14 protein-coding genes are annotated in these 14,563 nt (G+C 36.3%); 6 read left to right on the plus strand and 8 right to left on the minus strand.

Annotated elements, in window-relative coordinates; genetic code table 11:
* Positions 1–807 precede the first annotated feature (807 nt).
* Positions 808–1,056, minus strand: coding sequence for a HypC/HybG/HupF family hydrogenase formation chaperone (locus tag AC3DU7_RS07710; protein ID WP_488038770.1), 249 nt, complete (start codon positions 1,054–1,056; stop codon positions 808–810).
* A gap of 117 nt (positions 1,057–1,173) precedes the next feature.
* Complete coding sequence (hypF, locus tag AC3DU7_RS07715) at positions 1,174–3,609, minus strand: carbamoyltransferase HypF (RefSeq protein WP_488038771.1); 2,436 nt, start codon at positions 3,607–3,609, stop codon at positions 1,174–1,176.
* A gap of 133 nt (positions 3,610–3,742) precedes the next feature.
* Between hypF and AC3DU7_RS07720 the strand changes: the two genes are divergently transcribed.
* Both AC3DU7_RS07720 and AC3DU7_RS07725 read left to right on the plus strand, forming a co-directional pair.
* Positions 3,743–3,883: a hypothetical protein gene (locus tag AC3DU7_RS07720; protein ID WP_488038782.1), complete on the plus strand. Its 141-nt coding sequence runs from the start codon at positions 3,743–3,745 to the stop codon at positions 3,881–3,883.
* Positions 3,884–4,260: 377 nt separating this feature from the next.
* Complete coding sequence (locus tag AC3DU7_RS07725; protein WP_488038772.1) at positions 4,261–5,685, plus strand: phosphotransferase; 1,425 nt, start codon at positions 4,261–4,263, stop codon at positions 5,683–5,685.
* 396 nt (positions 5,686–6,081) lie between these two features.
* Here the strand turns inward: AC3DU7_RS07725 and AC3DU7_RS07730 are convergent, their stop codons facing one another.
* Together AC3DU7_RS07730 and AC3DU7_RS07735 are read right to left on the minus strand one after the other, a co-directional pair.
* The gene (locus AC3DU7_RS07730) at positions 6,082–7,419 is read right to left on the minus strand and encodes a TMEM143 family protein (protein ID WP_488038773.1); all 1,338 of its coding nucleotides are present in this window, start codon (positions 7,417–7,419) and stop codon (positions 6,082–6,084) included.
* Positions 7,420–7,534: 115 nt separating this feature from the next.
* Positions 7,535–7,696: a hypothetical protein gene (locus AC3DU7_RS07735; protein ID WP_488038774.1), complete on the minus strand. Its 162-nt coding sequence runs from the start codon at positions 7,694–7,696 to the stop codon at positions 7,535–7,537.
* A 24-nt stretch (positions 7,697–7,720) separates the two neighbouring features.
* Here AC3DU7_RS07735 and AC3DU7_RS07740 point away from each other — a divergent pair, with 24 nt between their 5' ends.
* From AC3DU7_RS07740 to AC3DU7_RS07755, 4 genes are all read left to right on the plus strand, one after another.
* Positions 7,721–9,121 carry an HD domain-containing phosphohydrolase gene (locus tag AC3DU7_RS07740; RefSeq protein WP_488038775.1) on the plus strand — a complete coding sequence of 467 codons (1,401 nt, stop codon included), beginning with the start codon at positions 7,721–7,723 and terminating at the stop codon, positions 9,119–9,121.
* A 192-nt stretch (positions 9,122–9,313) separates the two neighbouring features.
* The gene (locus tag AC3DU7_RS07745) at positions 9,314–9,928 is read left to right on the plus strand and encodes a pentapeptide repeat-containing protein (RefSeq protein ID WP_488038776.1); all 615 of its coding nucleotides are present in this window, start codon (positions 9,314–9,316) and stop codon (positions 9,926–9,928) included.
* A gap of 144 nt (positions 9,929–10,072) precedes the next feature.
* Complete coding sequence (locus tag AC3DU7_RS07750) at positions 10,073–10,834, plus strand: LmeA family phospholipid-binding protein (protein ID WP_488038777.1); 762 nt, start codon at positions 10,073–10,075, stop codon at positions 10,832–10,834.
* Positions 10,835–10,892: 58 nt separating this feature from the next.
* On the plus strand, positions 10,893–10,979 hold the full coding sequence (locus AC3DU7_RS07755; RefSeq protein WP_488038781.1) for a helix-turn-helix domain-containing protein: 87 nt from the start codon (positions 10,893–10,895) through the stop codon (positions 10,977–10,979).
* Positions 10,980–11,066: 87 nt separating this feature from the next.
* Here AC3DU7_RS07755 and psb35 read toward each other — a convergent pair whose 3' ends face one another.
* The 4 genes from psb35 to AC3DU7_RS07775 form a co-directional block, all read right to left on the minus strand.
* Positions 11,067–11,237, minus strand: coding sequence for a photosystem II assembly protein Psb35 (gene psb35, locus AC3DU7_RS07760; RefSeq protein ID WP_488038778.1), 171 nt, complete (start codon positions 11,235–11,237; stop codon positions 11,067–11,069).
* 375 nt (positions 11,238–11,612) lie between these two features.
* Positions 11,613–11,888 (minus strand): MoaD/ThiS family protein, encoded by a 276-nt coding sequence (locus AC3DU7_RS07765; protein ID WP_293159714.1) that lies wholly within the window; start codon positions 11,886–11,888, stop codon positions 11,613–11,615.
* A 213-nt stretch (positions 11,889–12,101) separates the two neighbouring features.
* The gene (thrC, locus tag AC3DU7_RS07770; protein ID WP_488038779.1) at positions 12,102–13,415 is read right to left on the minus strand and encodes a threonine synthase; all 1,314 of its coding nucleotides are present in this window, start codon (positions 13,413–13,415) and stop codon (positions 12,102–12,104) included.
* 862 nt (positions 13,416–14,277) lie between these two features.
* Positions 14,278–14,532, minus strand: a complete 255-nt coding sequence (locus AC3DU7_RS07775; RefSeq protein ID WP_293159718.1) for a MoaD/ThiS family protein — start codon at positions 14,530–14,532, stop codon at positions 14,278–14,280.
* Positions 14,533–14,563: the final 31 nt, after the last annotated feature.

A 14,563-nucleotide genomic window follows, 5' to 3' on the forward strand; every position in this document is an offset into this window, starting at 1 on the left:
TGAAAATAGAGTGAGTGTGACCGCCACAAACTTCCATTATTTTGAGTGGGCGATCAATACTGTATCCTAATTTTTGACTGAGTTGATCAATTTCTCTAACTAGACCTTGTACTTTGTGGGGATCGCGAAATTCTTTAACATATTTCATATGGTTTCTCCTAAATATAAATAAATAAAACTGAAATCTCGTATAAAACACCGTAGGTTGGGTTAAGCGGTAGCGCAACCCAACAAATATCTATAGCAGTGAACAGGAAACAGTCGCAAAAGTAGATTTTTAGGGAACAGGGAATGAGAAACACTGAAGCAATCAAATTGTAACATCTGATTCCTGATTGCTATATATACATTATAGATAATGGGATTGCACGTTATGGAATGATATTGCCAAAAATTAGTTTAGACTTTGACTCAAAAAAATATTAATTAATCATTCTAGGAATTATCAAATCCAAAATCATTTTCATCAAAAACCTAAAATAATTCTTGACATCCTCCCCGGCCTGAAGGCACGGGGATTCCTACCGAGCCGAAGCCCCTCGGCGGGTTGACGCCTCACAGGCTGCTGCTACTTTTGCAGTAGTCTTACGCTTGCCTCCACTGGACTGACACGCCTTAAATAGTGCAAAATTGTAGGCTCAGTTAGACGGCTAAAATTTAGACTGTGAAAAGCATTTAATAATCCGTCGTAACGCACCATTTTAGCTGTTTCAATCCACTACTAATAGCGTTAATGCGTAAGTTCTGATAATAATAAATATATAGACCAAATATGTTGGGTTTGGCGGACTCAACCCAATGTACTTTTTAATTCATCACCGCAGCGACTTCCTGCAATAATTTCAAAGTTTCTGCTGCCTCTTCTTTATCCAAACGGTTCATGGCAAAACCAACGTGAACTAACACCCATTCACCAACACATGATTCAACTGGATGTTCATCATCAACTATGCAGGCAATATTAACCTCCCGTTTCACCCCACTAATACTAACAGTTGCCAACTTCTTTGCAAAATCAGTTATTTCTATAATTTGACCGGGAATTCCTAAGCACATTTTTATTAAATTAGTTTTAAACTTAATTAAAATCAAAACAAATTTTTTTATCCATTTTTGAGTTGCTAGAGAGTGCATAAATGTAGTGTAGGCAATAATATTTGAATTTTACCTCCCCTACTCCCCTACTCCCCTACTCCCTACTTCAAGTCTAGCTGCAGCAATAACAATTTGACCCAGAGATAAACCGCCATCATTAGGTGGAACTTGACTGTGAGTCAAAACTTGTAACCCCATTTTTATTAGACGATCGCTCACTCCAGAAAGCAACAACTTATTTTGAAATACCCCACCGCTCAAAGCTACTTGATTAAACTCACAACTCTGATGTAACTCAGCCACCATCTCAGAAATAGCGATCGCTAATCCTTGATGAAACCTCGCTGCCATCAGAGCTGGAGAAGCACTTTGTTTTATGTCTATCAGTAAGGATTGCCACATTGGCTGTGGATCCAGATAAGTAAGAGGGAATTTACTATCTGTATCTAACTTGAGCATATTAAATTGATAACTTTCTATTTCTTTAGCATCATTTAATAAATACTCTGTTGCCAAAGCCTCCAAATCTATCGCTGCTTGGCCTTCATAACTACAAAATTCTCGACAAATACCAATGGCAGCAGCCACCGCATCAAATAACCGCCCGCAAGAAGAAGCTAGGGGAGAATTAATCCCTTTTTCCATCATTTGATTCAGGGTGGCCAGAGGTTTTGTTTGGAAAAAATTAAATAATTCTAAATCTTTGTAATCCTTAAGAAAATCTAAACCAAAAGCGGTTACTAAATGGACATAAGTATTGCGCCAAGGTTGATAAATCGCTTTTTCTCCCCCAATCATTGCCACAGGTTTAAAAGTTCCTAAACGTTTAAAGCCGCGATAATCTGCCAATAAAAATTCTCCACCCCAAATACTTCCATCCTCTCCATAACCCAACCCATCCAAAGCAATTCCTAAAACTGGTTTACAATCAATATCTAAACCATTTTCTGCCATACAAGCTGCAATATGACTATGATGATGCTGCACTTCAATCAATTTTAAATCATTAGCTACAGCCAAATCTTTTCCCAGTTTTGTTGATAAATATTCCGGGTGTTTATCCACAACAATTGTATTTGGTTCAGCCTCCAATAAACCTAAAAAAAGATTCAAAGTTTTTTCATAAGCTGTAGCAGCCAAATTATTTTCTAAATCCCCAATATGTTGAGACAAAATAGCCTGCCCATCACGCAATAAACAAAAGGTATTTTTCAACTCACTTCCCATCGCCAAAATTGGAGAAATATTTGCAAATCCTGGGGGTAAATTAATCGGTGCTGGCGCATAACCACGGGCACGACGAAGAACTTGAGGAACTTCCTTAATAACTCGCACCACAGAATCATCAACTCGATTAAAAATAGGACGATTATGTATTAAAAAATAATCAGCAATTTCTGATAGTTTTTCCCGCGCTTCTTCATTATCAATACACTGAGGTTCGTCAGAAAAATTGGCACTTGTTAATACTATGGGAACATCCAAACGACGCAAAGCTAAATGATGCAATGGCGTATACGGAAGCATAAAACCTAGAGTATTTTGTCCTGGTGCAACACTAGGAGCTAACTGTTGTCCAATAGTTTTCTGTGACAACATAATAGGAGTAGCAACACTAGATGCTAACTGTTGTCCAATAGTTTTCTCCAACAACACAATAGGAGCAGCAACACTTTCTAATAATTTCTGTTCCGCATCAGTAATATGACAATATTTAGAAATTACCTCTATATCTCGCGCCATCAAAGCCAGAGGTTTATCTGGACGACGTTTGCGATGACGTAACTTTTGCACCGCCTCCTCATTAGTGGCATCGCAGGCAAGATGAAAACCCCCTAACCCTTTAATAGCAACTATCATTCCCCGTTGGATAAGAGTACAGACTGCATCCACATCATCCAACATTGAAAACATATCAGCAGTTACAGGTTTACCATCCGCTCTTTCTAACCAAGCTTTCGGCCCGCAAACATGACAAGCCGTAGGTTGAGCGTGGAAGCGACGGTTAAGAGGATCGGAATAGTTTTCCTGACATTCCGGGCAAAGTTTAAAATTTGCCATAGTTGTATTTTGGCGATCGTAAGGTAATTTTTTGATGATACTCAGACGAGGCCCGCAGTGGGTACAATTGGTGAATGGATAGCGATACCAGCGACTCATGGGGTCGAATATTTCGCTTTTACACATGGAGCAAGTGGCAGCATCGGGAGCTATTTGGGTGCAAACTGTATTGGTGGTGCTGGAGGCAATGATAAAATCCGCGAAATTTTGGTTGGGGAGTTGGTGTCTAGTAATGGTTTCGATGTTTGCCAGGAGAGGGCGTTCAGAATGAATTTTTTCGATAAATTCGTCAATAGTAGAGCGATCGCCCACAACTTTGATTAATACACCTTGCCCATCATTACTAACTTCACCGCGCAACCCCAATGTTTTAGCAATGCGGTAGACAGTAGGGCGAAAACCGACACCTTGCACAGTGCCATAAACTCGAATTTCTTCTGTTATTTCAGACATTATGGATAAATTCAAAATTCAAAAGTCAAAAGTAAGATTTTAGAGGTTTTCAACCTCAACTTTCTCAAAAGATACCAAATGGGTTCTATCATAACTGATAAAATTGATTTGGTATGATGAAGTCTGAAAAATTATGACATTTAATTATGTAGTAGAAATAATCAAAGGTCTTTCGACAGATGAAAAGGAAGAAATTCAATTGTTGTTAAAACAATACATCTGGGAAGAAAGACGCGACAAAATTTATAGTAATTTCAAGTTAGCTCAAGTGTAAGCATTCAGCTATTAGCCGTCAGCTGTCAGCAATAAGACCCTGTATTTAAGGACAGGGTTTAAATGAATATAGACTTTAGAGCTGACTTTTGTAGTAAGATTTTTCGCTTCTCAATTAATAAAGCTTTTATCACTAACTAAAAGCAATAGCTGATAGCTGATAGCTGACGGCTGTTTGCGCAGCATTCCGGAGGAAATGCTTACGCTCAAGTTGAACAACAAAAAGGAGAACTGAAGTTTTTCTTCAAATGTTAACGAATTCAGGAAACTCATAGAGAAATAATTGTGGAATTAAGTTTTAGTTTTTCGTTTAAACCTGCCTTAAAAAAGTTTGATTTATAATAGTCAATAAAGTTTGTCTGCTATATGTGCAAAATAATGAAATTCTTGTCAAGTATAAATCAAATATTCAACAGATTTTTCCAGCGTTGGAAATCTCATTTATATGCAATTTTACCCCATCCCACTGAAGCTAAAATTTTGATGCTATCCGATGAGGAAAATAATTTTTTTCTACCCAATATTTGTATAAATGAAGATATACACCCTAGTGAATTTGCAACTATTCAAAAAGTAATAGAACAAGAACTTGGAATTTCGGCAAACATTTTATATTACGCTCATAATTATGACGATAAATCTAAATGTGAAATTCACACAATATATGTACTGGAACATAATTCTTTGATAAAAGAGCTTATAGAAAAATTCAAAGATGCTTCTTGGGTTGACCTTGAAACTTTGAAAAATCTATCTCTAAAATTACCAGAACATAAATCAGTTATCCAAGAATATTTAACAGAAATTGAAAGTAGTGAAATTCCAAAACTACGTCCACCTTGGGCTAGAAAAGGTTGGTTATACTCTGCAAAAAAATGGATTGAGGAGCAATTATTAGAATTAAATTATCAACAACTTTCTTCCGTAGAATGTATCAAAAGTTGGGGTATATCTTGTGTTTTGCGGGTTAAGACCACAGCCGGAAATATTTATTTCAAGGAAGCATCTACACTACCTCTTTTTTGCAACGAACCATTAGTCACAACGGAATTAGCAAATTTATTTCCCGAAAATATTCCTACGGTTATTAATATAAATTCTGAGCATTACTGGATGTTATTAGCTGATTTTGGAGAACCTATTGGCAGAAATTCATCCATCAAGTTGCAAAAAGATATTTATCGTTTACTTGCTCAAATACAAATCAAATCAATTCAGCATATTGATAATTTATTGAGTATCGGATGTTTAGACCGACGTTTAGAAAAATTATCAACTCAAATAGATGTTTTATTTAATGATAAAAATGTTCTATCTCAATTCAAAGAAGCCGAAATTAAGCAGCTACAAACACTTGCTCCACATCTGAAAAACTTATGTTCTCAACTTGCAGAATATAAAATTCCTCAAACATTAGTTCATGGAGATTTACATTTAGGAAATGTTGCTTTGCATAACAATAAATATCTCATTTTTGATTGGACTGATGGCTGTATTTCTCATCCTTTCTTTGATATGTTTCCATTATTTTTTGTCCAGAAGAAAAACCCTTTTTTCTCGCCCTTAAAAAGTTTGCGAGATGAATACTTAAGCCAATGGGAAATTTATGAATCAAAGCCACGTTTACTAGAAGCTTGGAAATTAGCAAGACCTTTATGTGCTTTACATCATGCCGTTACTTATCAGCATATTACTGCCTGTTTAGAACCGAGAGCAAAACAAGAGTGTAATGCTCTACCTTATTTTCTGCGACAACTTTTGAAATGCAAAATTATCGTACATATTGCTCTACATCAGAGATAGAATTAATCTTTAAGGCGATCAACAATAACCATTAAATCGGTTCAACTTCTAGTGGTGCATCTTTTTCAGTGACTAGAATTGCCTGTAACTTTAGATATTCAAAGCATATATTAAGCTTGGGTTCTGAGTTTTAAGTTTTGTAAGAATTCAGCTATTAGCAGTCAGCTTTCAGCAAAAAAAAGAAGATTTTAATTACAGCAGATTTCGAGCAAATGATGTACAGGGTAAATCGTGAAAATATTGTAGCGTGGGCATCTTGCCTGCGTGGAGGCATCTTGCCTGCTAAGTTTTCCTTCCTTCTGAGTAGATTATTTGAAAACCCTACAATTTAGTCTAAACTCCAGTTGTTAATTATTAATTATTAATTATTAATTATTAATTATTAAGCTTACTTCCTTAAGCATAATGAAACGCATTATCCCAAATATAATCTATTAATTGTTTAGCATCGTCTAAAGGTAATACTTGACAACAACCATTTTCATCATAGGTTAATAATGGTATATCTGAAATCTTACCCTCATCTTCACCATCTTTGACAATTTTGCCCTGAATATTTGCGAGATTATTCAAAGGTCCATTAATATCAAAATCAATTTTTGTATCAAATTTTTGCTCCATCCAGGCTTCAATTTTATCATCCAATTGTTCTAGAGTTAAAGATGTATTGCTTGTTAATAAGTGATAATAAACTAAAATAATTTCCTTACACTCTTCTTCTTCTGCATCATCAATTAAAGATTGAAATACACCTCCATTATTAGCAATATTCTTGAAAAATAAAGTGTCTGTCACCTGTTTTTGAAACTTAATCTGTTTAGTTTTATATTTACTATACTGCTTGAAACAAAATCCCCCTAAAGTTATTAATAGAGATGATGAAGCTAATAAAACTCCTGTCATATTCCTCACATCTTCCGGATTAGCTCTCAAGTTCAATTTTTCTACATAAGACGGACCAAAAGCCAGAAAAACAATTACACCAATAATTAGTAAAAGTTGCGGTACAATTCTCAGAGCAATAGGTACTGCTGCACCAATAGCAGGTACTACTAGCATGAGACGGTCTTTCAAAGTCATACTAACTTTCACGTTAGGAAATAGAAATTCTATATCATTTTTAGGAATATTTTTATACAAAGAAATATAGATTTTTTTAGAACTGAGATGAGATTCCTCCCCTTCGTTTTCTGAGTCATCAGTATCATCTGTATTTTTGCACTTAATTAATAAAGCAACCCTTTCAAAAATATCAATTTTCTTTTCAACTTTGCGGAAAAAAAATTTCTTAACTTTGATTGTCTTATATATATCTCCTCGACAGTAACAGATCATCTCTTCAAAATCATCAAAATTGATATCTGTCTTCAGTTCAATTAACGAAGTTTCCTGAAAAGCACGTTCTAAACTAGCGTGAGATATAGGAAAAAAATTTCCTTGTTCTAGAATTTTCTCAAAACTCTGAACAACTTTAGTTTTCATCATTGCTAGTTCTGATTCAGAGTGAGAGGCAATATATTTAGTATTAGCATCTGGATTGAATGGAGCATAATTTTCCTTTAATATTTCCAGTGTTTTATGTAATTTAAAATGATAATAAGCCAGCAGGATAGAACAAAAATCTCTAAACTTTTGTAAAGAACTTTCTGATAACTTACCATCTTGAATACAAAGTTCTATGATATCTTTTCTAGAATAAGGAATAAATGCTTCCCTGTCTTGATAAACTGCCATAGCTGTATACCTCCATTATATTCGGATATATTTTACCACTTTTTTACCGAAAAATTGTGGTCTAAAGTCTGCCCTTTTAAGAGAAAAAAAAGAGAATCTTCCTGATGTTAAGCCTCTAACTTAAGCAACAAGTACTGATAACTGATAACTGAGAACTGATAACTGAAATGACTCCTAAAAATACCCGATAATACTTGACAAAATCATCATAGTATGTATAAATACAAGAAGCGATCGCTTTAATAATAAAGGTAGCTAAAAGATAAAATACAAACATATAAAATAATTATAACTTAATAACATGAATCCTGAAGCAACTTTAAATCAACTTAAAGAAGCCAGTCCGGAAGGAAAACTGCCCTCTAGTTATGGAGTTTATTTCAAAAATACATTGGTAGCTTTATGCCATGCTTTAGAAGACCACATATTACAAACTAGCCCTAAAAATCATGAAGAAAAACCATTAGTTTTGGTCACATTTCAACAAGGAAAATGGTATTTACAAGAAGCAGAACGTTATCAAGAAATAGCACAATCTAGCCGTCACATTTTGATTAGCGCAGTACTAGATAGTGGGTTATCAAAACATTCTACAAGTCAGCTAGAAAATGTCTCTTTAGTTAACTTGGAAACAGCGGATAGTTTAGTTAATGAATGGAATTTAATTATCCTAGCTCCAAGTTACAGAGCTATGGTACTTTGTCATGAGCTATCAGAAGATGAATATGTACTCAATGGTCAGCCTATTGTAGATGTAGAAAGAAAATTCTACGGCTTATGGACTTTCGACCAAACTTTAGTAGCTAAAGCCGCAGAAATTCTCATAGAAAGATGTCGCCCCTACAATCCTGCTTTAGCAGACATCGTTCAGAAACAACATCAAGAAATTCTCAATATCAAAAATGTACCACCTGCAGATATGACTAACGTGGTATCTCGAATCGTTTCTTATCTACAAACTTCCCAACAGCAGATGATTGCAATGAATCGTCAAGCTAGGGAACTTTGGGAGTTAGAAGGTCAAGCATTACGAGTTAGTCGCAACCTCAATGCTAATAAATTACAAGCATTTTTACGAATGGCGCAGAAAGCAGATGAACGCGATCCGAGTAACCCCATTGCCTCTTTGCAAGTTGCAGCTTTATCTGAAACTCTTGGTCAGATGTTAGATTTACCTACTTTGCAGTTGCGACGTTTGCGGCTGGCAGGATTATTATTTCGAGTGGGGTTAGCATCAGCGCCAAACGAAGTATTTACTCAAACACCAGATGAACTAGATGATGCAACTTTAACTTTTTGGCAGGAAAGGAGCGTACTTGGCGCTCAATTATTATCAGCAATGCCAGAGTTAGCACCTATAACGAAAATTGTGGCTCATCATTTAGAGTATTGGGATGGTAGCGGTAAACCAGACGGTCTCAGAGAAGAGGAAATACCTATAGAATCTCGAATTTTGGGGTTAATTTCTTACTTCCAAGAGCTAATACAAGCACGAGGTAAACGAATTGCTCTTAGTTTGGGAGAAGCTTTAGAAAAATGTATCAATCACAGTGGTACATATTTTGAGCCTATTCTCGTAGAATCTCTCAGCAATGTCATTCGATTAACTGAAATGGGTCTGATGCAATTACCTCAAAGACCAAGTCAACTGCCCAACGTTTGGTTAGAGGAAGTAGTTACATCAAAGGCATCAGTAAATTAGAAGAGGGAGTTCAACAATTAATAATTAACAATTAATAATTAATAATTACAGATGAGAGAAGTTTACCGCTTCACCTAATACATAATTTAATACTATTCGAGGCAATTGGGTTGAAAATTCCACCATCAGGCCTTGAAGAAGATTATAGCTAGTAGGTTATTCACCTAAAACCTAAAACCTAATTTTATAGATATGAATCAATCAACATCCCTAGATATTTCTGCCATTCGAGTTGGCAAAATCAAACATTTAGCAAATGCTCATCTTCCTGGTATAGATTTAGCAGGAACCCAGCTTTCAGAAACAGACTTCTACCAAGCTAACTTGGTTGGAGTTAATTTTGTTGGGGCTAATCTACTGAAAGCTAATCTGAGAGCTAACCTGCGTGGAGCTGACTTAACTGGTGCAGATTTGAGAGAGGCAGACTTTCGTAATGCTGACCTACGGGGTGCTATTTTTATGGATGCCCAAGTTAGAGGAGCTAGCTTTGCGGGTGCTTTCTTAAATGGAGCTGTATTAAATAATGTGGACTTGAGTGGGGCTGATTTTCGTGGGGCAGATCTACGAGGAGTGAATTTCACTAGAACTATTTTATTTCAAGCAGAATTTAGTAGTGCTAATCTAGCTGGTGCAGATTTATCCCAAGCAGATTTAGAAGAGGCTAATCTTACTGGAGCTATACTCCGGGGCACAAATTTACAACGGGCTAATTTGCTCTGTGCTATTGTCGATAGGGCTGATTTAAATGGTGCTCTACTCACGGATGCTTGTCTGCAAGGTACACCCCTTGATTCAGTCAATTCCTAAAAGTTTGATTTGCTTAGGCTATGTCTTCTCTGAAAATTGATAAGTAGATGCAAAGTAATGCTTATTAAGTACATAAGTACAAGTAAACTTTACAATTCTTTATCAAACTGTTACTATATCAATGAAGGCAAACATTGAAAAATTATGGTGACTGCGTTGTTTACCAATGTACCAATGCAAAATCAAAGTGGCGATCGCCTAGTGAGCAAGGCAGCAGGAGCGGCTATAGCAGCTCTGTTTAAAAGCTCTGATAAAGTCGAAGCCAACGTCCGTGCCGAGCCAGTTGCCAAACTCTTACAGGGTAGTCTGGATGGGTTTGATTTCATCGGCAAAGGAATGCGGATGTACAATGGCCTTCGGATTGAAGTTATGGAGCTTTACCTGCAAGCTGTCTCAATAGACTTTAGTGCCATTTTTACTGGTAAAGTCAAATTAAGGCAGCCGATCCAGGCCACTATGAGAACTGTATTAAGTGAGTCTGACTTAACCACTTCTTTCAATACCCCATTTGTGGTAGAGAAACTGCAAAGGCTCAAATATCAGGGACAACCCCTACATTTTCAAAATACTCAAATGACTATCACTGAAGATCGAGCCCTCAGACTGAAAACTCAAATCGGTGTAGGAAACCCAAATCAACCTATAGAAGTTGATTTCACTGCTAACGTCGAAGTGGAAGATAGACGTAAAATCAAATTTGTCAATGTTAAATATAGTGGTAATCAAGAGTCTGTAGATTTAGGTAAATCTCTAATAGACCATGTAAATAATTTACTAGACCTAGATAAATTTGCGTTAGAAAATACTCAATTAAGAGTAGACCGACTACGGGTAGGAAGAGATGATATTACATTCTATGGTATAGCTAAGATTAACCAGTTTCCTAGTGGGATTAAGAATAAATAGTTGTTAATCTTTCTAGAATATTGTCCTACCGCCAGTATCTTTTAAACCTCAATAGCCAATAAAATATACCTACCAATATCGTATATATCCAGAAACTAACCAGAAGTTAACACCAAATAACTGGTTCAGAATCTGTCGATCTTAATAAAACATCAGAAACCTACACAGAAATCCAAATCCTCTGTGTAGGTAAATTATAGTAGCTTCTAATTTTCAGTACATTGTTATGCTTTTAACTATCTTGCTCTTTATCCTCATTAACTTTAGGAACATAGTCTGGACGTTGGGCATCTTCCCAACCAGGAGGACGCTTGGAATTATACCAGGCAATAGAGCCTATACTAACTGCTGCAACAAAGCCTACCACAACGACTGCAATTGGAATCCATATATTACCCTGCACTATCTTAAATCTCCAAGTTACTTCTATAATTAGAAATATTATCTCATAGACTGGATTGAGTCGTTTCAGTTATCAGTTATCAGTTATCAGTTATCAGCAAATCTAGCTTAAGCAAAAGCCTTTTTCCTTAGAAAAAATGTAGGTTAAAAGCATATTAATTTGGACAAATCAAGTGGTTTTGCCTAGCTAAATTTACTATTTCTCCCTTCTCTCCTTCTCTCAATAAGGTTTTCAGGAGTTCCTTATCAGGGATAGCTTAAGAAGGGAAGCTTTGGACCACAATTTTTCGGTAAAAAACAATCTAGCTATAAGCTGAACTTGAGAGATTTTTTGGTGGATGCGATCGCAGAGCGTGGCATCAGTCGTATCACTATTTTAACCACCAGCAACAGCAGGAACAATACTCACTTCATCTCCATCCTGTAAAGATGTTTTTGTTCCTTCTAAAAATCTAATATCTTCGCTGTTGACATAGAAATTTAAAAATCTTCGGGGTTCTCCTTGGTCATCACAAAGACTTTTTTTAATACCAGGAAAGTTTGTTTCTAGAGAATCTATTAATTCGGAAATATTGCCACCGCCACATTCAATTTTTGCTTTGCTTTCGGTGAACTTTTGTAAGGGAGTAGGAATTAAAACTGTAACTGCCATAGTTGGGTAATCTATATTATATAGCTAATACTTCTTTGCAAATTTTTATTTTAATGGTTAGTTAAGAAAAACTGTAAATTTTTAAGAAAAAAATTATTTTTACCAATTTCCTATTGTTATAGTTTGGAAGATAAAGAGTATATCGGTAAGGAGTTTGTTGAACAAACCCCTAAATTAAAAACATATTCTTTGCTTCCGTAGGAGTGAAGTGAGTTAAACTAAAACTTGCTCCCAATCAAGACGCTCTAATGTTTGAGCGCGTTCCCAAGCTCTCTCGAAACTGTCTAACTTAGCATCTATTGTTAGAGGTTCGCCGATATAACCTTGTACTGCTTCTTGTGTCTTTAAGCCGTTACCTGTAATGTAAGCAACAGTAGTTTCTTCAGGATCGATTTTGCCTGCTTCTGCTAATTTTTTCAATACTGCAATGGTTGTACCACCTGCTGTTTCAGTGAAGATGCCTTCTGTTTCTGCCAATAACTTCATACCTTCTATAACTTCAGCATCGGTAACAGATTCGATATTACCGTTTGTTTTGCGAGCTACTTCTAATGCATAGATACCATCTGCGGGGTTGCCGATCGCAATTGATTTGGCAATAGTATTTGGTTTAACTGGGGTGATAAAATCACGACCTTCTCTGAATGCTTGAGCTACTGGAGAACAACCTTCAGCTTGCGCTCCACTAAAACGAACTGCTTTATCTTCTACTAAACCTACTTTGACAAATTCTTGAAATCCTTTGTAAATTTTAGTGTAGAGGGAACCGGAGGCTATGGGAGCAACTATATGGTCTGGTAGTTGCCATCCTAGTTGTTCGGCAACTTCAAAGCCTAGAGTTTTTGAACCTTCAGAGTAGTAGGGGCGGAGGTTAATATTTACAAATCCCCAACCGTAGGTATTGGCAACTTCGCAACAGAGGCGGTTTACTTGGTCGTAGTTGCCTTTTACTGCCATAACTGTTGGATTGTAAATTAGGGTGCCGAGAATTTTGCCTGCTTCTAGATCGGCGGGGATAAAAACACAACAGTCTAATCCTGCTTTGGCTGCGATCGCTGCGGTGGAGTTTGCTAGGTTGCCTGTACTGGCGCAAGATACTGTGGAAAAACCTAGTTCTCTAGCTCTACTGAGAGCAACTGATACTACCCTATCCTTGAAACTGAGGGTAGGCATATTTACAGCGTCATTTTTGATGTAGAGATTTTTCAGACCCAGGCGACGAGCTAGACGTTCTGATTTTACTAGGGGAGTCATGCCTGTTCCCACATCTATTACGTTATCTGTTGTGACTGGTAGGAATTGACGATAACGCCATATAGAATTGGGACCTGCTTCGATTGTTGCCCGGCTTACTGTTTGACTGAGCTTTTCATAGTCATACTTTACTTCTAGGGGGCCAAAGCATACGTCTTCACATATATGTTTGGCTTCTAGTGGGTATTCTTCACCACATTCTTTACACTTGAGCGTTTCTATTGCTGTATTTTGGCTGTGGATTTGACTATCGATATTTGTAGCCTGGGTCATATTCTTTAACTCCCTACTTCTAACTAATAACTATGTAACTATTTCTGCACTTTTTGAAATACTAGCATGGGTAAAAATTACCGTCAACCATACCCGACTAAAATAGTCGGAATTGATTTATGCTATTTTTTTTCATTATTAATTGCAACAGATAGATTTTCTGTTTTGGTAAGTAATTTTACTAATTTAGTGGTTGATTTTAATGTAGCGATTTGAGGAGTAATATAAGTGGCTTATTTATTATAATTAAACTGAAGATAAATATTTTTTATAGCTATTTAATTGATTATAGTTTTGAAGCCAATATTTACTAATATTTGATTTGTCAATATAGAAATTTCCATGCTGCTGAGGAACAAAATTGGTTATTTTTAGGGAAAAAAGAACATAATAAAAATAAAAATAGGTATAATTCACGTTTACTGAAAAACGCTATATTACTAACTTTCAGAATAAAAGCAAATTTATTCTGTCATATTTTTTCTATTTAATTGAGTATTAAATGTGAATAATGTTATAGCAATGGAAGCAAAAGGCGGAGACAGATCGAGAGCTTAAAACTTAGACAACGTAATACTTTTTCTTCTTCCTTCTTTATTCTTTTTTATTTCTTCTGCTGTATTGGATTTATTTGAATAAATGTAGCATTTCATAGTGAAAAGGTTTCTAGAGGTAAGTGGTTTAATATTATATACCGAAGAAATTATATTTTCTAAAAAAAATATCTAAAATCTAAAATGATTGGCAGTCCTGCAACCGTAATGATATTGATGAAATTTGGGACAAATTACCTAATCAGGTTTGCCTATCTTCCCCACTCCCCCACTCCCCCACTCCCCTACTCCCCTACTCCCCTACTCCCCTACTCCCCTACTCCCCCACTAACTGGAGGAATGAGGACTACTTCATCGCCGTCTTGAAGGACGGTTTCGGGTGGAGCAAAGTTGAAGTTAATACCAAATTTGGTGACTTTTCGCCACTGCTCTAGTTCGGGATGTTGAGTGACGATCTGTTCTAAAAGTTGGGAGGCGGTAGTTCCTGGAGAGAGGGTGAGTTGGAGTTCGGATACTCCATAGGCTTCTTGGTAGGCTGCGAATAGTTTGAGGGTGATGGTCATTTCAGTTATCGGTTATCAGTTATCAGTTATC

The sequence above is a fragment of the Okeania sp. genome (assembly GCF_983059655.1).